General features: G+C 62.8%; 19 protein-coding genes. 15 read left to right on the forward strand and 4 right to left on the reverse strand.

Features of this window, described 5'->3' with window-relative positions; translation table 11 throughout:
* The first annotated feature begins 152 nt into the window (after positions 1–152).
* The 12 genes from ACYOEI_RS25335 (at position 153) to ACYOEI_RS25390 (ending at position 10,304) form a co-directional block, all read left to right on the forward strand.
* Positions 153–611: a hypothetical protein gene (locus ACYOEI_RS25335; protein ID WP_462852419.1), complete on the forward strand. Its 459-nt coding sequence runs from the start codon at positions 153–155 to the stop codon at positions 609–611.
* Positions 612–994: 383 nt separating this feature from the next.
* Entirely contained in the window at positions 995–3,433 is a 2,439-nt protein-coding gene (locus tag ACYOEI_RS25340) for a DUF1565 domain-containing protein (protein WP_462852420.1), read from the forward strand.
* Position 3,434: 1 nt separating this feature from the next.
* Entirely contained in the window at positions 3,435–4,472 is a 1,038-nt protein-coding gene (locus tag ACYOEI_RS25345) for a hypothetical protein (protein WP_462852421.1), read from the forward strand.
* Between the two features lie 73 nt (positions 4,473–4,545).
* Positions 4,546–4,902, forward strand: a complete 357-nt coding sequence (locus ACYOEI_RS25350) for a hypothetical protein (protein ID WP_462852422.1) — start codon at positions 4,546–4,548, stop codon at positions 4,900–4,902.
* Positions 4,903–5,364, forward strand: coding sequence for a tail completion protein gp17 (gene gp17, locus ACYOEI_RS25355; protein WP_462852423.1), 462 nt, complete (start codon positions 4,903–4,905; stop codon positions 5,362–5,364).
* A gap of 141 nt (positions 5,365–5,505) precedes the next feature.
* Positions 5,506–6,027 carry a hypothetical protein gene (locus tag ACYOEI_RS25360; RefSeq protein ID WP_462852424.1) on the forward strand — a complete coding sequence of 174 codons (522 nt, stop codon included), beginning with the start codon at positions 5,506–5,508 and terminating at the stop codon, positions 6,025–6,027.
* A 276-nt stretch (positions 6,028–6,303) separates the two neighbouring features.
* Positions 6,304–6,723 (forward strand): hypothetical protein, encoded by a 420-nt coding sequence (locus ACYOEI_RS25365; protein WP_462852425.1) that lies wholly within the window; start codon positions 6,304–6,306, stop codon positions 6,721–6,723.
* Between the two features lie 27 nt (positions 6,724–6,750).
* A complete protein-coding gene (locus ACYOEI_RS25370; protein ID WP_462852426.1) occupies positions 6,751–7,302 on the forward strand; it encodes a hypothetical protein in 552 nt (183 codons plus the stop codon).
* A complete protein-coding gene (locus ACYOEI_RS25375; RefSeq protein ID WP_462852427.1) occupies positions 7,299–7,424 on the forward strand; it encodes a hypothetical protein in 126 nt (41 codons plus the stop codon). Before ACYOEI_RS25370 ends, ACYOEI_RS25375 begins: the two co-directional genes overlap by 4 nt.
* A 789-nt stretch (positions 7,425–8,213) precedes the next feature.
* Positions 8,214–8,978 (forward strand): hypothetical protein, encoded by a 765-nt coding sequence (locus ACYOEI_RS25380; protein WP_462852428.1) that lies wholly within the window; start codon positions 8,214–8,216, stop codon positions 8,976–8,978.
* A gap of 116 nt (positions 8,979–9,094) precedes the next feature.
* Entirely contained in the window at positions 9,095–9,901 is an 807-nt protein-coding gene (locus tag ACYOEI_RS25385; protein WP_462852429.1) for a hypothetical protein, read from the forward strand.
* A 10-nt stretch (positions 9,902–9,911) separates the two neighbouring features.
* A complete protein-coding gene (locus tag ACYOEI_RS25390) occupies positions 9,912–10,304 on the forward strand; it encodes a hypothetical protein (protein WP_462852430.1) in 393 nt (130 codons plus the stop codon).
* 1,820 nt (positions 10,305–12,124) lie between these two features.
* Here the strand turns inward: ACYOEI_RS25390 and ACYOEI_RS25395 are convergent.
* The gene (locus ACYOEI_RS25395; RefSeq protein ID WP_462852431.1) at positions 12,125–13,654 is read right to left on the reverse strand and encodes a prepilin-type N-terminal cleavage/methylation domain-containing protein; all 1,530 of its coding nucleotides are present in this window, start codon (positions 13,652–13,654) and stop codon (positions 12,125–12,127) included.
* 860 nt (positions 13,655–14,514) lie between these two features.
* On the opposite strand from ACYOEI_RS25395, the gene ACYOEI_RS25400 reads away from it, so the two are divergent.
* The 3 genes from ACYOEI_RS25400 to ACYOEI_RS25410 all read left to right on the forward strand — a co-directional run bounded on the left by ACYOEI_RS25400 (position 14,515) and on the right by ACYOEI_RS25410 (position 16,658).
* On the forward strand, positions 14,515–14,874 hold the full coding sequence (locus ACYOEI_RS25400; RefSeq protein WP_462852432.1) for a response regulator: 360 nt from the start codon (positions 14,515–14,517) through the stop codon (positions 14,872–14,874).
* Between the two features lie 1,320 nt (positions 14,875–16,194).
* Positions 16,195–16,389: a hypothetical protein gene (locus ACYOEI_RS25405; protein WP_462852433.1), complete on the forward strand. Its 195-nt coding sequence runs from the start codon at positions 16,195–16,197 to the stop codon at positions 16,387–16,389.
* Entirely contained in the window at positions 16,383–16,658 is a 276-nt protein-coding gene (locus ACYOEI_RS25410; protein WP_462852435.1) for a hypothetical protein, read from the forward strand. Before ACYOEI_RS25405 ends, ACYOEI_RS25410 begins: the two co-directional genes overlap by 7 nt.
* A 138-nt stretch (positions 16,659–16,796) precedes the next feature.
* Here the strand turns inward: ACYOEI_RS25410 and ACYOEI_RS25415 are convergent, their stop codons facing one another.
* From ACYOEI_RS25415 to ACYOEI_RS25425, 3 genes are all read right to left on the reverse strand, one after another.
* Positions 16,797–17,180 carry a hypothetical protein gene (locus ACYOEI_RS25415; protein WP_462852436.1) on the reverse strand — a complete coding sequence of 128 codons (384 nt, stop codon included), beginning with the start codon at positions 17,178–17,180 and terminating at the stop codon, positions 16,797–16,799.
* Positions 17,181–17,352: 172 nt separating this feature from the next.
* Positions 17,353–18,405: a nucleoside hydrolase gene (locus tag ACYOEI_RS25420; protein ID WP_462852437.1), complete on the reverse strand. Its 1,053-nt coding sequence runs from the start codon at positions 18,403–18,405 to the stop codon at positions 17,353–17,355.
* A gap of 463 nt (positions 18,406–18,868) precedes the next feature.
* Positions 18,869–19,306 (reverse strand): VOC family protein, encoded by a 438-nt coding sequence (locus tag ACYOEI_RS25425; RefSeq protein ID WP_462852438.1) that lies wholly within the window; start codon positions 19,304–19,306, stop codon positions 18,869–18,871.
* Between the last annotated feature and the right edge of the window lie 31 nt (positions 19,307–19,337).

Genomic DNA, 19,337 nt, shown 5'->3' on the forward strand with positions numbered 1-19,337 from the left:
GGAGATTCACCGCAAAGGCACAAAGACACAAAGGAAGAGCTCAATTCATTTCAATTATTGATTTTTCTTCTTCGTGCCTTTGTGCCTTTGTGGTGAACACCTCCCCTCCCCTCCTCCAACGACGAAACACCAAACCCCAGGAGTTCCTTCCCTTGTATACCGAACTGCTTTCCCAGTCGGTGGCGATCGCGGCGGACGGCATCCATTCCGCCAGCCAGTCGGCCTCCGAGAAGCTCACGAGCGCCGTGGACCTCGCGGCGTTCCCGCAGGTGATGTTCATCGTCGACTCGGGAACGCTCGGCGCGTCCGGGACGCTCGACTTCCAGGTCAAGGGCTCGTCGACGTCGGGCGGGACCTACACGGCGATCACCGGCTCGGCGATCACCCAACTCGTGGTCGCCAGCAACAACAACGAGTACGCGGTCGTCTGCGTGACGGCCGAGAAGGTCGCCGCCCTCGGCCTGGGCTATCGCTACCTGAAGGGCTCGCTGCTGCCCGGCACGGCGGCGGCCAACTCGGCCGTCATCGTGCTCGGCTCCGACGTCCGGTTCGAGCCGGCCCGCAACATCGACGCCACGTCCGTCGTCCAGACGCTCGAGTTGTTCCGCTAAAGCGACTCTCGCTTGCATTGCGCACGTCGGAGGAAAACGGGGACTGGCTCCCGGCAGGGCCGGACCCGGACTCTCGCGATCGACGTCGAGGCCGGGTGCCTTTCCCCATTCTCCGTGTCCCCATTTTCCGGGCCGTCGCCGACCGCTGCGGCGGAAATGGGGACGGGCACCTGCGCTTCGCCGCGGAGCCAGTCCCCGTTTCCGTCTCCGCTCTCGGGTTCGGGTCCCATCGTGCCGTGTGTCAGACAAACGTTAGCCGCTCTACGACGACCCGTTCCCCCGAAGGCCGGACGACCGATCGGGTCGTCCGGCCTCCCGTCGACGATCACGTTCACGACCACGCATACGACCCACCGCCGCTCGTTCTCGGAGCCTCACCCTCGATGGCCACGTACTATGTCGCGACGACCGGCAACGACTCGACCGGCAACGGTAGCCAGGCCACCCCCTGGCGGACCATCAACAAGGCGTACCTCGCCGCCGGCAACGGCGACACGATCCTCGTCGCCGACGGGACCTACCAGGAGAACAGCGGCAGCGGCTGGCTCCAGCTCAGCCGGTCGGACGCCGCCATCACGATCGCCGGCCAGAACGGGACGTCGTCGAACGTCACCGTCCAGGGCACGTCGACGGCCCAGGAGATCGTCTACCAGGGGACCAACCTGACGTTCAAGTACCTCAAGTTCGTCGGGAGGGACGCCAACACCACGCGGGTCATCCGGTTCAACGGGGGCGGCTCGCTCTCCTTCCTCGGCTGCACGCTCACCGTCGTCAGCTCGTCGACGACCACGAACCAGTGCTTCGCCAGCGGGCTCTCGACGACCGCCAGCTTCATCGGCTGCACGTTCGACGGCTGCACGTTCAACCAGGTCGGGACCAACCCGGCTTACGGCATCTACATCCTCTCGCTCGGCCCGACGAGCGTCATCGATTCGTTCACGATCAAGAACTGCACCGGCACCCTCATGAAATGCCCGTGCTCGCTCAACAACGCCACGAATGTCAACGTTTTCAATAATACGTGGATCTCGACCGACCCCAACATCGGCTACGGGCTGATCCTGGGGCAGGACTCGAGCATGAGCGGCTCGAACGTTTATGCGGCGTCGGGCACCATCACGGGCAACGTCATCTGGGCCCAGGGGGGGCACGCCTGCCTCATCGGGGCCGGCGTCACGTCGGCGACCTGCACGAATAATGTCATCATCGGCGGTAACAACACGTCCAACGGCCAGGGGTTGGTGATCAAGGAGGGGACCAACATCACCGCCACCGACAACCTCATTTTCAGCGGCTACATCAACGGCCTGTACATCAAGGGGGCCCAGTCCCCGACCGCGCTTCGGAACACGGTGGTCAACGTCTATGCGACCGCCACGGCGTTCCGGGTGAACGCCAACACCACCGACCCGGGCGCGAACTGGAGCAACGCCACCTGCAAGAACAATTACGCGATCGCCCCGGTGGGCTCGGCCATCTTCATCGGGCCGGCGAGCGCCGAGACGGGGTCGAACTCGGTCATCGACTCGAACGTCTACGACGTCCGAGGATCGGGGTCGTGGGGTATGGTGCGGGCAACGACCCTGACCGGTTTCTCGAGCCTGGCGACGGCGTGGGCCGGGTACGCGACCGCCGGGAACGACTCCCACAGCCTGCCGGGGACCTCGGCGAACGCTCACGTCTACCGGCACTCGGCCAGCACCGGGGCACTACCGACGTCGACGGGGCCCTTCTTGTATCGGGTCATCTTCGACCGGGTGGGGAACGTGTGGAACGGCACGAGCTTCGCTCCGATGGTCGCCGCGAGCTGGTCGCAGTACGTGAACTATCTCGTCGAGGCCACGCCGAGCGGTTACCTCTTCACCGCCCCGGTCTCCCTGAACCTCCCCTCGGGCGACTACCGAGTGTCGGTCTTCTCCCAGTCGGGATCGTCCCCGGCGCTCGGGGACACCATGCTGACGACCCAGGACTTGACCTGGGACGGCGCCCAGCCCGTGCGTTTCGGCTCGGTCTATTCGCGACTCGGGACGCCGACGAGCGGGAGCCTGGCGGCGGACGTCGCCTCGGTGAAGGGGGACACGACGGCCACGACGACGATCGTCCCGGCGATCAAGGCCAAGACCGACAACCTCCCCGCGAGCCCGGCGGCCGTCGGCTCGGCGATGTCACTGGCCACCGGCGCGATCGGCTCCTCCACCTTCGTGACCGGCACGACCTTGCCCGCAGTCGCCTCGGTCGCCTCGGCGGTGACGCTGCCGAACACGCCCCCTTCGGGATATGGGGGGAGCACGGTGATCCACTCGGGGACGGCGACGGCGGGCACCAGCCAGAGCATCACTCTCGACTCGGGGGCGAGCGACGCCGACGGCACCTATCGTTTCAACACCATCTGGCTGACCGCGGGGACCGGCCTCGGCCAGTCCGCCGTGATCTCGGGCTACAACGGGACGACGAAGGTCGCGACGATCACCAGCACGTGGGCGACGACCCCCGACGCCACGACCCAGTTCGCCATCGGCCCGCTCGGCGCCGTGGTGCAAGGGCAGCTCGCCCCGGGGCCTCGGACCGTGACCCAGGACTACCTCGGGGCCGACAGCCTCACGGTCCTCAACCAGGTCAACGGCCTGCCCATCCAGGGGGCGACGGTCACCGCCTACCTCGAATCCGCTTATGAGAGCATGGGCAATGGGGCGTCCGTGATCGCCCAGACCACGACCGACGCCTCGGGACACTGGACACTCACCCTCGACCCCGCCGACTACACGGTCGTCTTCGCCTTCGGGGCGGACGAGATGAACACCGTCACCTTCGTGGTGAATTGACATGCCGATCACGCTCAATCCCTCCGGGATCCCGCTCGGCCCCGCGCCGAACGCCTATGACCTCTGCACGGCGGCCTTCGTCCAGCAGTCGCTCGCGGCCGGAGGCTCCACGCTCTCGCCGGCGCAGTTGCGGGTCGTCCCCTCGTTGATCACGGCGGCCTCGAAGGAGATCGTCCGGTTCTGCGGGCGGCTCTTCGTCCCCAAGACGTTCGACGAGATCGTCACCCCCGAAGGGGCGAGGCAGGATCGCGGCGAGCCGGCCACGGCGAAGCTCCAGGCGTTTCCGATCCTCGACCTCTCTCGCGTCGACACGGGCCGCACGACGGCCCTGTCGATCCGCAACGCCGACGCGATCACCAACCAGGTCGCGACCATACAATTCGCCGTCACGGGCGACGTCGAATACCTCGACCTCGCCTACACGGGGATCGTCCTGAAGCGGATCGCCTCGGGCGTCGCGACGAGCACGACGTTGAGCTTCGCCGCCTGCCCCACGGTGCGGGGCCTCTCAGATGCGATCAACGCCTTGGGAATGGGCTGGTCTTCGACGATCCCGACCGTGGGGTCGGCCCCGGACCTCGGCCTCTTCCCGTCGAGCGACCTCGTCGGCGTCCGCGAACCGAAAGGGGCCCTCTCTCCCGGCGCGGGCCTCGACCTATTCACACGACCCGCGAACCACTACGACATCGACCGCGCCTCGGGGATCATGCGAGTCTACTGCGGAAGCCTCGGAGCGTCCTCGGGAGCCTGGGCCGACCCGTTCGGCGACTCGTGGGATGGCCTCGGCGACTACGGCGGCGGGTCGCTCGGTTGGAACCAGTACCGCGTGCGTTACATCGCCGGCTTCCGCACCGTCCCCCCGGACGTCATACGCGTCTGCGTCGAGCTCGTGAAGTACTCCCTCGAGCGCCTCGCGACCGACCTCACCCTCAAGAGCGAGGTCGCGAAGGATTACTCCTACGCCGTCCGCGACTCATGGCCGATGCTCACCGACGAGGCGGCCGGGGTCCTGATGTTGTATCGGGATTGGAAAGTCTGAGTACTCCTACTCGCGTCACTCCCACTCCCGAAACCCGGTACACCGCCTGTTCTTCACTCGTCGTTCCAACACCATGCGAAAACCATCGTCCCGCTGCTTCCCGAATGTGGTGGCGCTCTACCGCTACACCCCGAGGCGCAAGCCCGACGGTGGAGTCGCGGCGGATCCCTACACGTTGTCGTCTCCGCTCGTGTCCTGCGCCGTGCAGCCGGGCCAGCCCGAACGGGCGTTCGACGGCGAGGTCCTCAAGCCGGTCGAGAAAGGGTCGGGGGCCCTGCTCTTCCCGACGGATCCGGGGCTGGGCCTGAACGACAAGGCCGTCTGGATCGACTCGGCCGGCGTCGTCCATCAGCTCTACATCACGGGCGTCGCCGACCAGGCGGGACGGGGTTCCCTGTTCGAGCTCTCGTACCAGGAGAGGCTGGCCTGAATGACCGTTCCATCCGACCTGTTCGAGGCGATCGTCCAGCATCTCCTCGCCTCGCAACCGCTGGTCGCCGCGTTCGGGGACGACCCCTCGACGCTCCGCACCACCAAGATCTGGGCCGACCAGTCCCAGCCCGGCGTCGACCTCCCACGCGCCTCCTACGAGGACTCCGAAGAGGTCCGCACGCCCATGAGCCGCGACCAGTTCGGCCTCGTCAACACCGTCTGCCGAGGCCGATTCACCTTCCACGTCACCGCCGCGGAAAAACTCCAGGCCCGCCAGCTCGCCGACGAAATCGCCGGGCTCCTCGACGACGCCCCCCTCGCCTTCGCCGACGGCGTCCTCCTCGAGCTCACCCCGACCAAAACCGAGTCGGTCAACGTCACCGACCCCCAGTCCAACGGAGCCGTCGTTGCGTACGTCCAAACGGTGACCTTCGTCTACATCGTCCAACGAGTCGGCTGAAAGCATTCACCACAAAGGCACAAAGACACGAAGAAATTCCGTCTTTTAATTTTCAAAATTCTCTTTTGTTATTCCCTTTGTGTCTTTGTGCCTTTGTGGTGAATACCTTCTTCTCCCCCTGTCACCCCAAGGATCCACTCCATGAGTAATGTCACCGGCACGCTCAAGGTCAACACGTCCAGCGCCCAGACGCCGACGAACCTCCCGGGTTCGATCACGCCACTGACGATCAACCAGGCGATCTCGTCGAACTATGGGAATGGGACGACCGCCGACAATGTCGACCTCCGGTATTGCACAACCCTGACGTTCGTCTCGGGGACGCCGCAGGCGCTCGACCTGACGAACCTGACCGACACCTCCGGGGCGTCGCTGAGCTTCGCCAGAATCCGGCGGATCACGATCATCCCGTCGATGACGACCGACGGTCAGACCCTGAAGCTCGGCTATTCGACGACGACGACGAACGCCTGGACGTCGCTGATCACCAACCCCGGCCAGCTCACGCTCCAGCCGGCCACGTCCAACAATGGCGCGGGGCTCGTCCTGCTCGCCCCGAACACGACGGGCTGGGTCGTCGGGGCGTCGAACAAGCTCCTCAACCTCGACCCCGGGTCTGCCGCCTTCACCGCCGCCATCGAAATCCTCGGCGCATCGGCCTGACATCGAGCGGAATTCCGCGACTGATAAGCCACCGATGGATCAGGGGATCAAAGATTTTATCAACAGATGGCGCAGATGAACGCAGATTGGAAATTCAAAAAATTCCCAGATTTCCTTGAGTTTTCAATCTGCGTTCATCTGGGCCATCTGTTGATGATTTTCTTCATTCTTAATCCGTGTTTCATCCGTGGCTAAGAAATCTTCGTCTTCCACCCGTGGCGGATTAACGTCCGATGTTCGTTCATTGAAACCCAACGAATGACGAGGTGATGCAAGATGGCGGCGACACAGAGCAAGACCGGCAAGGCGGGGTCGATCACGATCGCCGGGACGGTCATCCCGATCACGTCCTGGTCGTCGAAGTTGGCCGTCGACTTCGCCGACTCCACCGACTCCGGCAACTACGACCCGGGGACCGGCACGCTCCCGAAGTCCCAACTCCCCGGCGCCTTCCAGCTCGAGATCTCCATCGAGGCGTTCTGGGACGCGGCGACGACCAGCTCGGGCGTCGTGGCGAAGGCGAAGGCCCCCGGCGGCGGTCCTTACGCCGTGGTGCTCAAGCTCGACGCCTCGACGACCTACTGCTCGGGGAACTTCGACCTCTCCGACGTCGACGTCAAGCTGACCGTCCCCGGCGCGTCGATGGTCACGCTCACGTGCAACGGGAAGTCCAACGGGGCCTTCGTGCTGACGTGAGGATTCGACTTCCCGGAGACCGTCCCCATGCCCCGACTGGACTACGCCCGGCTCACCGACGCGCCCCGAGCCATCACGCTGGGGGGCCAGAGCTACCTGGTCCCCCGGCTCCGACCGGCGATCCTCGGCGAGCTCGACGCCTGGCTCCGCTCGGTCGTTCCCAACCCCCTGCGCGAAGCCAGGGTCTGCCTGAAGGAGTCGCCGCATCTCTCCGAGGACGTGCAAAAAGCCATCTGGCTCGCCTCCATCGAGGCCGCCCGCCACTGGCCCCCGCGCTACGACTCGCCCGAGGGCGAAGACTGGATCTTCGAGACCTTCGAGGGCATCACCCAACTCCTCCATGCCCTGCTCCGTCGGACCAACCCCAGCTTCACCCTCGACGACGCCGCCAAGCTCGCCGACGCCGTCGAGGACCCCGCCGAAATCGACGCCCTCCTCGAGGCGATCGGACCCGGAGAACTCGGCGACCCAAAAGCCGAGGAGGCGCCGGGGGAGGAGACCCGGAGCCAACTTATGAACGCATCAGGGCCCAGCTCGCCCAAGCCTACGGATGGACCTTCGCCACCATCGACGAGATGAGCTTCGACGCCATCGACTCCGCCCTCCGCGAAGGCAAGCCCCCGGCCGGCGTCGAGATCTCCTGCGCCGAGGACATCGCCGAAGTCTCGAAGAATTGGCGACTCTACTACCAAGGCCTCTAGAGCGGCAAACGGTTGGAATGCACACGGCAGGTCGTGTCCGTCACCCGAGAGCGGAGACGAAAACGGGGACTGGCTCCGCAGCGCAGCGGAGGTGCCTGTCCCCATTTTCGCCGCAGCGGACGGCGACGGCCCGGAAAATGGGGACAGGCACCCGGCCTCGAGGTTCCTCCGCGAAAAGCCCAGCCTGATCCTGCCGCGAGCCAGTCCCCGTTTTCCTCCGACGTGAACAACGCGTGTGAGATCCGCTCTAACGCGACGCCGCCGTCGCTCGAGTCGATACGACTCTGGGAAGGCATGCAGAGGCCCACTTCCCAAAACTCAACAACGACCCGACATGGGGCCAAGAATATTGAGGCGACTGAGGATCCTCAGATGACGCGGATTGACGCAGATCAAATCTCAATACGCTTATCTTTCACTCGTTCCCACGGTCTCCGTGGGAATGCCGTCTTGGACGCTCTGCGTCCTCCTTTCCCTCGATACCATGGCCTTCGAGAAATCGCCTGAATACGGTCTCTGTGGGACGCGTCACACAGCCCGAAATGCCGACGCAGAGCGTCGAAGACGGCATTCCCACGGAGACCGTGGGAACGAGATTTATTTTTCCATCCGTGTCAATCTGCGTCATCTGCAGATTGATCTACTTTTTCTTTTCTGTATCCCATCCGTGGCGATTTCCAACCGGAGATCGGCCCGACTCAATACAATCGCACATCATTTCAAAAACGAATCTTCGACGACGTGTAGAGCCCCAATGGCTCGGGCCGTCGTCCTCCGGGAGACGATGCCATGGCGGATCAGGTTCTCGGGAAGGGAACGCACCGGATCTCGGGAGATTCCCCGGAGGTCCTCACAGCGGAAGAACAGTTCTTGAAATCGGCGAGGGCGATTGGCGACACCTTCACCTCGATCCAGGCGAAGATCGAGGCTAGCCGCAAGACGTTCAAGGCGGGCTTCGGAGTCGACGGCTTGAAGGGTGCCGGAAAACTTGAGGAGGGGTTCGACCGACTCACGTCGAAACTCGACGCGACCCGACAACGCACCGCCGAGCCGATTCGCCGAGAGCTTGGCCAATCTTTGCCGAACACCTCAGGGCCGAATGCGTGGTCACTCGCCCGGCAAAAGCAACGCGCCCGCGAAGGCAGACAACACTCCAACGAGCATTCCCCCGAGAACCAACTCGCCCCTCTTGCAACCGGTCTCGAAGTGAAAGTTCTACAGGACCAGGTCGCAAGGGCGGTCGGCAACGGCGAACCGAATCAAGCCACGAAGCTCAACGCCCAACTGCCCGAGGCTGAAGCAAGGCGAGACGCCGGAAACGCGGTCGGGATGGGCCGCAGGCCTCGTCGCGAGTTCAACGGCGAGAGGTACGCCCCGGCCTTCCACGGCCTGACCGAATTCTCCCGGACACTCCAAACAAACGCCCTGAAGCAGGACGACGCCAAGCGAACGGCCGTCGCAACCGAGAAATCCGCCTCGATCCTCCGGAGCATCGAGGCGCAGATGCGGGCCCAGAGGCCCTCGTCCAACTCAGACATCGACATCTCCGAGTAATCTCAGATTTTTCATCGGACTCAGAGTAGGATGTCGAAGACGATCCGCCTTTTCTTGTCTGTGTCCCATCCGTGTCGAGATCCGGTTCAACGCCGAGAAGACAGGAGACCGCACCGATGGCGACCGTGCTGACGGTCCCTTGCGAGATCATGTGGGAGTCGGGGATCGTCGAGGCGAACCCCAAGGACGGGCCGTATGCGGTCGTGAGGATCAAATGCCTCGCGAGCGACCGCTATCAGCTCGTCCAGGAGTTGCTCGGCACGGCGTCCCGCTCGGGGTCGAGCGTCACGAGGACGTACCCGTTCGCCTACGCCCCCTCGCCGAACCTGATCTGTCGCGCGATCGAGAACATCGAGTTCCTCGGCGAGCCGTACCCGCTCATCTCGGGAACCCACTGGATCGCGAAGAAGTGGGCGATCCTGACCGCCAGGTTCGAGCCGGCGCTGTTCTTCCCCGACGGGGCCGGCGACCCGAGCGGCAAGCCCTATACGGCGACCACCCTCAACATCTCGAGCGAATTCCTCACCCTCCCGAGCTCGACCTACAAGTTTCCTTCGGGAGCTCCGACCAACACGCCCGTCGGCCGGCAGATCCCCCAGATTCAGATCAACGAGAAACGATTCATGCTGCCGTTCCTGCCGATCGCCGAGATGGGGGCGATCGTCGGCATGGTGAACGCCGGGGTCTTCTCGTGCGGCGGGCTCGCGTGCCCCTCGGGGACGGTCCTGTTCGTCGGAGGGACGACCGAGATCCAGTCCGACACGATGGGCAACCGCCTCTATTCGGCCGAGTACAACTTCGTCTACAAGCCGATCCCCTGGAACCAGTTCCTCTCGCCGAACCCGACGGAGGGCTTCGCCGTCGTGACGGACGGGAACGGCGACCCCGTGTACGAGTCGGGCGACTTCAGCATCCTCCCCTGAGGTGGTCGAAATGTTCGGACGCATCTTCTCTCGTTTCAAGGGCGGAGGTCGGGTCGGCCCGAAGCGGATCACGCACGCGATTGACGCCGCCGAACGCGCCGGCCGACTCGCAGCCTCCGCCCCCCTGGCCGCCCAGACCTCGCCCGGCGGGACGTTGATCCGGCTCGCCGTCGGCGAACCGTTCTTCGCCAAGATCACCTCCGGCACCGGCCCCTACGCCTGGATCGAACAAATCCCCGCCCCCGGCGGGACCTGGACCGACGGCTGGCTCTCCGGCACCGTCGCCACCAACGGCGCCTACAACAACATCCCGGGCGTCACCTTGACCTTGCCCATCTACGTCGACGACATGACCTTCACCACCGCCGCCGAATACCGCTTCACCGCCAGGACCTGCTCCTGACCGGGACGAGACCCGCACTTCAAGCGAACCTCTCAAGGCCTTAATCCTGGTTTCGACCCGACTCGCGCGCACGCCTCCAGGGCCCAACCCATGCCATCGACCAACGACCCGAACTCTCAACCCACCGGCACCTTCCGAAGGGCTCTCCGGCGCCTGGCCCGTCTTGGCTTCCGAAGCCGCCACATCGCCGCAGCCCCACCTCTCGCCCTCTCTCACCTCGTCCAGAACCCAGCCATCCGCGACGCCCGCCCCCAGCACTTCTGGGCCCGACTGAGCGGAACCACATCACCCTACACCTTCCAAGAAGCCTACCCCACCCCCAACGGCAACTGGGCAGACCTGCCGGGAGGGAGGAGTGGGCAAGTCTACGAGATAAACAACACCCAGGGCATGGGTGGTGAGCAAGTGAGGGTGAGATGGACAACTGCAAACGATTACCGAATGCGTATCGTCAGTGTAGGCTGCGATCCTACGAGCACTCAGGTCTGCGTGTTCGTCCGAGGCTGCAACAATTACGGCCTTGAGGGCGCAACCATCACGGTTAGCAGGGGAACGACCGTCGTTGGGTCGGGCACATCGGTCAACTCAATAAGCGCAATCAACCTGCTTGCGTCAGGCAGCGGCTATACTAATGGCACGGGCTACTCGCTCGGAATAAGTAGCGCTTCAGGAAGCGGGGCAACAGGCACATTCGATGTTGTCAGCGGGCACATCAACAATATTCAGATTACAAACGGAGGCAGTGGATACCAGTCGTATGTGTCAATTGTCATCTCGTTTTCTGGCGCAGGCGCTGGTTCTGGAGCTGTAGCTACAACACTCGTCATGGGTCAATTCTGCGTCGGTGTGACATCTCAGGGGACCTATTCAGTCGCCGTCTCCAAAAGTCGATTCAGCACAGCAACGACTACCGTCACGGTCCCGGCATGCGCCCAGAATGTCTCGGCGACGGTCACGCTGACTGCTTCAACCGGCTACCAGTGTTGCGATCCACCCAATCCTTTGGCCGCTCAACGGTATCTTACCGATGTTAATGGCACGTTCGCGATGACTGGCAATCAGCTCAATTATACGGTCACACTGCCAGGCATTGCTTGCTCCGGAAACTGCAACAGTCCCGATTCGCCGATTTCGGTTGGCGTCCAATACATACTCTTCTGCGGCTCAGGTATGACTCTTAGATGCCAATGGACGGTAGTCGATTGCTTAATGGGAACTGTCGGGCTTCGATATAGCCAGGTTACTTGCAACGTCTATTCCGCCGACGTTGGTGCCCCTTCTCCTAGTCGATTTAGTTCACTTCCCCAGGTCTACACGATGCCCGCGACTTATACGAGTCCACTATCTGGATTCACAAGCGCGAATCCGGGTGGAACCACGGTGACAATCTCAGAATGAAATGCATCACCTGCCCGGTTCGACAGGGCCTGCAATGCCTCGTCGAGAAGTCTCGCGATCAATTCGCAATCTTCTGCGAATGGAGTCGCTCGAGAGATCCAGTGCTGGTTAAGGCGGTCGCCAATCGCGCCGAGTTTGACGCCCCACTGCCTATGGACGATGAGACGGAAAAGTCGACCCAGTCCGAGATCGGAATCTCGGAATACTTGTTACTGGTTTATTCATGTGACTACAGAACTGATGCCCTTGAGGAATGCTCCTGCAAAGCCAGAAGGCATTGCGGGATGCTCAAAGGTCAATTCCGAGAGGAGGAGTGGGCAGTGAGTTTGTCGGATTGTCTGAATTGCGTGTCGAGGAGGTAAACGAAAACGCCTGGCTCAATCGCCAGGCGTTTCGCATTGCCGCTAAACCTCAGGATGCGGTTACTTCGCGTCCCTTACACCGAGCTGTGCATCACGGAACACGTTCACGCGATTCGTCCCCCCGAGGAAGCCAGAGGAATAGATTGGATTATTGCTCGCGTCGGTCCCGATTTGAATAGCGATTTCGGGTTTGCTCGTTGTCACCAAGCCACTCTTAATAAACATGGTGACCAGCATCTGGTCTCCCTTTATATCAGTAGTCCTAGATGCGTACAAGGGAGTCCCGGCTGGCATCGGAAGCTGTGGTGTCAACGTGGTGTCGATCGCGTGAACGTCCGTCCGTTCCGATAGCCAGAAATGGAAGAACGGCTCCTGGAACGACGTATTCGAGGAATAGCTGGTTTGCTGTACTACCTGGCCGTCGGCGTTAACCATGATGTCACAAGTCAGCGAGAACTTGTCGATCGGGAGTAGCGAGCGTTCGAGGCTCGAATTCCAGCTCGAGGCGTCGATCACGACGGAGCCGGGCAACGCGGTCTCCCTCGCACCTTCCACCGGCACGGGACGACGTTTGATCGTGTAGTTCGTATTGATAACCGAGAAGCTGGCGACGTTCTGACCGGCTCCCGTCCAGGTCTCTGTCTCCCATTCGCCGTAGTGGGCGGGAGTGACGATGTTCGGGGTGACCGAGGTATCGATGTTTTCCGGGACGAAAGTCACCTCGTCGTACACGGTGGGGTTGTCATAGTTGTTGTCGAAACCGTCCCAACCGGCGTCCGTATATCCGTAGTTCTTGGCCGGCCCTTTCGCCTGGACGGACAGATCGCCCTGACCATTTACCACATACAGAAATTCCACATTCGCCGTGACGGTTCCACCTGTTCCATAGGGTCTAACGATGCTCGACGCAGTCCCTGGAGGCCCATCGTTCACAAAAAGCTCGGGGTTGTTCCCGGTCGTGTATGGGTTCTGAGTGAGCGGGCCGACAACGGTGTAGTAACGTCCCGAGTCGCCGATGCGTATCTGGTCGCCCAGGCGGATGTTCCACCACCATGACGTTGGCGGGTTCAGAATCGGGGTGGCGGAGTTATCGTAGGCCGCCTGCTCAATACGAAGCACCTTACCGACCACAGAATTCCCGACCGTATCGAAGCCATCGGGGTAGGTTAAAGATGGTGCATATGGGTATGCAGAGTAATAGGTCCGGGGGTTTGACATCGCATCCCATGGCGGCAGATTGTCAGGAATGATGCTGATCTTGCCTTCAGTATAATCACCAGGGATCTCGATCTGTATCAGCCGACTATAGACCAGAGACTTGGTGCCAGCAGTTAGCCCTGCACTGAATGGCGGATCAGTAAGAGTGGGATCCGGCAGCAGCCGAATCCCTCTCGGGGAGTTCGCTCGAATCGCCGCATCGCGAGCTCCGGCCAGGGCCGCCTGGAGGATTCGGGCCGCTTCACTGACTTGTCGGTTGTTGACGGCATTGATGACCGTCGGGAGGACGATGGCCGAGACGATCAAGATGATCGTGATGACCACCAGAAGTTCGACGAGTGTGAAAGCCCTGCGGGCGGTGCTGCGGCGCATCACTGGATCTCCCAGCCGGATTTGGTTCGGGTATCTCGGCTCTTGGTTCACTCACGGGTTGTGCGAGACGGGATACGCGGCAATGTCCGCCTGATCGTGGAACTTGAATCGAAGCAATCGCTCAGCCCATGTCGAAACGCACAAAACGGTTGATCGTAGAACGTACCAAGGAACCGATGAACTCGTGCCTTCTCTCTCCACGAGCCGGACGAGCCCTTGCAGGCCGGGCCCTCGGAGCTCCGGTCGATGGTGACTCGGTTCGAGAATCCTATTCAAGCGACCAGAAAGTTTAGCCAGCCCAATCTAGCACAGGCCCAAGGATTACGAGGACCGAATTCAATCCCTCCGCGTAAGTCGCACAGCAGGTTGGATGTCGTCGACCTATTGGACGTCGGCGATCGGCTTGGCGTTCCCAACTTGATGCGAAATCACGATCTGACGCTGATCCTAAGGTAACGCGCGGTGGCAGGATGGGGCAAGCGGTCGGGCGCCCGGAACAGCCCCATGGCTCTACGATCCTAGGGCCATTTCGTGACCCTGACTCGTCCAAGACTTTGTGAGGACATCGGAAACCTGGCGTAGGCTTGCGGTGTCGACCTGCTCGAAGAGCCGAGGTCAGGTTCTGGAGGACTGCTCGGGTTTCGACTCGGGGGAAAATATTTTGGACGCGAGCCGGCTCATCTGCGAAGTTATCTCGTCTCTGTGAGGAGAGGACCTGTCGGAGCCTTCTCCGATCTCGACGATCGAGACGCGATCACGACTTGGGCCATGGTCAGGCTCGGTTTGCAACCGAGATACACTCGTTTACTATCGATCCCGAACAAAAAAAAGAACGCGACGTCCGACCCGGACCAGGTCCCATGCATCCATTTCGCATCCTGATCGTGGAGGATCATGAAGGGACCCGCAAGGCCTTGCGGGGAATCTTCCTCCGTCGTGGATACTCCGTCGACACGGCGACGACCGTCGCCGAGGCGCTCGAACGGCTGGATCCGGCCCCGTCGTGCATCGTCCTGGACCTGATGCTCCCCGACGGCAAGGGGGAGACCATCCTCGAGAAGGTCCGTCAGGACAACCTCCCGAGCCGGGTCGCCGTTTGTACCGGGAGCCTCGACAGCAGCCGCCTGGCCCACGTTCAACGACTCAAGCCCCAGGCGCTCCTCCACAAACCCGTCGACTTCAACGACCTCTGCCGGGCCTGCGACTGCCCCACGAGGTGATCCGCAGCCTCCTCTTCTCGGCCCTTCCCTTCTCCGCGTCTCGACGTGTGACGTCCTGTCATGCGCCCATCCAATCCGACCAACTCGATTCGCCCGTCCCGGCGCATGGAGCTAAGCCGTTGCTAGAGTTTAGGTTTAGGGTGCCACGGGTTCGATCTTCGGACCCCGTGCTCGCCAGACCCGGCCGGCGACATCGAACCGCCCACCAGTGCCTCCTCGGAGGATCGAGGGATTAGGCCGGGCCTTGTCCACTCAGGGTCCGAAGGCAGAGCCCGTAGCACCCATGCACAAACCCTCAGGGCCGCCAGGAGCGAGATTGGTGCTGGAGGTTGCGGATCAAGGGTCGTACCGGTTGGCACAGAGCCGACGCGGGTGACCACACCGATTCCAGACCTTGAGCCATCCTCAATTCCGATCTCTTTCCGTGCACCCCCATCTTTCCCAAACAAAAGCTTTGAGGCTTCTCCAGGAATGAGGTCGGTGATCGACGGATGAGGCGATCACGATCGACCGCGCAACGTCCGACTAAAGCCTCATCTTTCATCCCGCCCGGCCGCACCTCCCAATCCTTAATAACCACTACAAACCTACCTCCTTCGTGCGGATCTTGAACGCTTCGAAATCTGGTTCGGAAATAGGCCGAATTTTTCCGTTGACATCCCGCCTTCGACGTGGACATACTCCCACTAATACTGATCATCAGTATACTAAACACGGCCCGGATCTGATCCGACTTCACATCTTTGTGGCGCCGTCGCCCGAGGGCTCGGATCGAAGGTTGTGGGACGTCTCGAAGCGAGGACTGGTGATGAACTCCTCCCGAACGCGACGACGAATCCGGCCCCTCGCAATCGCGGGCGGTCGCGCAACGCTCCAGGATCTCGGCCGAATCACGACCAATGCCGAGACTCGAAGCGTCGGGCGATCGAACTGCGGGGAGGATCAGCCTTCGCGCCTACCTGCCACCTTAGCAAATCTTAAGATCATACATTTTCAAATTCACATTTCAAAATTGATCTCCAAATGATTCGTCGGGGCGAGCCCGCGTCCGAGGTTGGGACGCGGGCGTCGACCGTGCAGACGTCGAGCGTATCACCTCCGGCCTGCTTCGATCATGGGAGATCTCCGCATGCCTCCGCCCAGGAAAACGCCCCCCGCACGAGTGGTCACGGGGCCGTATTGCGACCGATGCGATCGGCCGATCGTGGGACCGGTGATCGAGGTCGGGATGAAGAATCGTTGCGTGTCGTGCCTCCTCCGCCCGAATGTGCTCGTGAACTACGCGATCCGGCAGCAACGCACACCGGGGAAGGAGGAGTCGTGGCCCACTCGTCCCTGACCGAACCGGGTTCGGCCTTCCGACCGATCACCTCGGGGCACGACACGAGCCCCGGCCGACATTGCCAGGCCTGCCGCGAGCGCATCGCGGGGACGACGGCCCGGGATGAGCTCCACCGCCCCTATCAGACGGCTTGCCTCTCGACTCACCGGCGAAACGCGAGGACACCATGCTGACCCCGATCGCCCACGACCTGCTCGTCGCCTACGCCACGACACTCGGCGAGTTGCTGCGTCCCAGCCACGACGACCAGTTGCTTCGAGAGTTCCTCCGCCGCGAGCATCTCGACGCGCAGGATGACCTCTACGCCCACCTCTGGTCGTCCTGCAGCGGACGGCTCGACGTGGGACGGCTCGTCATCACGGCGGACAACGAAGGTTTGATCACCGTCCGGACCCGAGGACGCATCCCCGAGGCCCGGTCTCGAACGCCGAGTTGCAACTGAGCCCGCAAGCCGCATCGGGGCGAACCGATCGACCTTGGGCGCCACGGGTTCCGTCTTCGGACCCCGTGGCGCCGACAACGTCCAGCACAGCCCCAACTTCGCCCGATCAACCAACCGAACAGGTTGCGGGACAGGTGGTTAGACGAGCTGGATGTTCTCCGTCACGAGGAGTCGATCCGCCTCTTCGTCGAGGATGCGAAGGGCATTGGCATCGCCGGCGAGGGCCGCGGCGAGGTGGTCGGAGGCGCGACCGCCGAGGAGGTCGGTGAGGGGGACGGAGAGGAGTTCGGGGAGAATCTCCGATTCCTCGGCGGGGGGGAGGCCGTGGATCTGGACGTAAGGCATCCCGTGGCCGGCCCCGGTGAGGGCGATGGCGATCCTCATCAAGCGCTCGACCCGGCTCAGGTACGGCAGGCCGAGGACCCCGGGCACTTGCAGCGTCTGGATCGCCGCACGGCGGACGGCGTGGTGGAGGCAGTGGACGAGAAGCTCTTGGATCGCGGGATCATCGGCCTTACTCATGTCAGTCCCCTGGCAACGCATGCGTCGGGACGATCGCCGCGCGCGGCGCGACGGCGAGCTCCCGAAGACTTCCCCCGGGCCCATAAAAACCATATCACGGAATTCCGGCCGGGATGGACGACCTTGCCCCTCCGACGTAGAAACCTCGGAGGGGACGGTCGCATGCAGGACTTCACTTCGACGCGGGCGGGGCGGGAGGCTGGCTCGACAGTTGGACGAGCGCCTCGAGGATGCGAAGACGCTGCTCGGGCCGGAGCACCAAATAGCGATGACGCCCCTGGGGGTTGGGCTCGAAATGAGTGAAGCCGTCGGGATCGACGGTGACGGTCCCCGGCGGCGAAACGTCGAAATAGCCTCGGTCGGGGGCGACGGCGTCCAGGACGCTGGTAAGGTCCCAGGTCGGGCGGTTGTGCGGCGGCGGGATGTAGCGCACGTAGGCCTCGGCGAGGGGGTGGTGGGCCACGTAGCCGTAGTCGCGTTCGATACTCACCGAGGGATAGGGCAAGGCGATCCCGATCTCGAACCCGCTCCAACTCATCGGCGACGGCCAACGCGCGGCGAGGGCCCGGCAGCTCGGCACGTCCTTCACGACGTTGTACTCGAGGTAGTGGGCGTTCCCCTCGATCGTCTGGAAGGCGCCGGCCATGAGCGACAGCCGCTTCACCTTCTTGCGGACGAGATCCTCACCCGAGAGGGGCGAGTGCTCGTCGGGGGGCGAGTCGAGCAGGCGGGCGAGGTTGGTCGAGAAGCCGACCTGGGCGATGATCACCGAGCCATCCGGATGGGCCGCGAGCGTCTTGCGCAGGACCGAGGTCGCGCTCGGGGCCGATCGGCCGCTGAGGAGGTCGTGCGGATAGCGAAGAGTCCCGCCGTCACGTTCCTCGGCGAGCGGGAGGAACTTGCCCTTCTCGACCACACTCCCCTTCCCGACGACGCCGATCGGGACGTTGCCCCTACCATAGAAGGTGTTCACCGCGTCGACGAAGGGGGCCGCCAGGTCGTTGTCGACGCTTACGGTCACCGCGACGAGCTTGCAGGCCCCGCGGGTCTCGAGGGCGTGGATCATCCCGAGGGCGAGTACGTCGTCGCAGTCGCCGCAGATGTCGGTGTCGAAGATCAGCGGCGGGGCCTCCCCTGCCCTCGCCCTCTTTGCTCCCAAGCCCGCCATTCCGATCGCCGCCAGCATGACCGCGACCCAGGTCGCCTTGTGCCGAGAACCCCGCATGGTCATCCCCCGTCGTGAACCTTCGAGGACGCGACCGACCTGGCCACGCCCCTGGCTGTTGCGGACGAAGGTAACACGACGGAGTTCCTCTCAGAACCTCTCCCGAAACCTGTTTTATTCTTAAAAAACAGGTTTCTGCCCCACATGACATCGTCGACTCACCACGGGATGTCACAGTCTACTCGCTCAGAAACCCGGTCGGCTCAGGTAGCGAGATCGGTGCTGAACTCCTTGTAGGGTGGGCATTGCCCACCAGCATTCCGGGAGGCCCGGTAGACGTCACCAGCCATCGAAATTCGGGCGGGGTGTGTCGTTGACTTTCCTAGTCATCAATTGCCACTGGGAAAGACAGGTGGGCGATGCCCACCCTACGGGATGTCCTCGTCGACCCATTGCGGGATGTCGCCGTCTTCTGGCACAGAAACCCGATTTTTAAGAAAAAATCGGGTTTCACGACGCTTACTCAGGCTTTTCCCTGCGCCTGGGCCGCTTCCATCAACTCGCCGTGGGAGACGTCCTTGATGTGCGTGGCGATCCACCAGAGGTTGCCGGACTTATCTCGGATGCCTGCGTTGCGATCGCCGTAGAACTGGTCTGCGGGTTCCATGACGGACTCCGCACCCGCCTCGATCGCGCTCCGGTAAGTGGCGTCGGTGTCGTCGACGTAGACGTACAACCCGCTCGGCATCGGCGGCCACTCGGCGCGGGACTCCGAGATCATCAGCATCGAGTCGCCGACCTTGACCTCGGCATGGGCGACCTTCCCGTCCGGCCGAGTCATCCGGAAGACCTCCGTCGCGCCGAAGGCCTGCTGGAGGAAGGCGATGAGCTCGGAGGCCCCCTCCACGATCAGATATGGGGTCAGGCTGTGGTAACCGCTCGGGATCGGTTGGACCGCCATCGTCGTCCTCCTGGTTTCGGGTTCCGACAAC

It is taken from the genome of Singulisphaera rosea, from assembly GCF_054877945.1.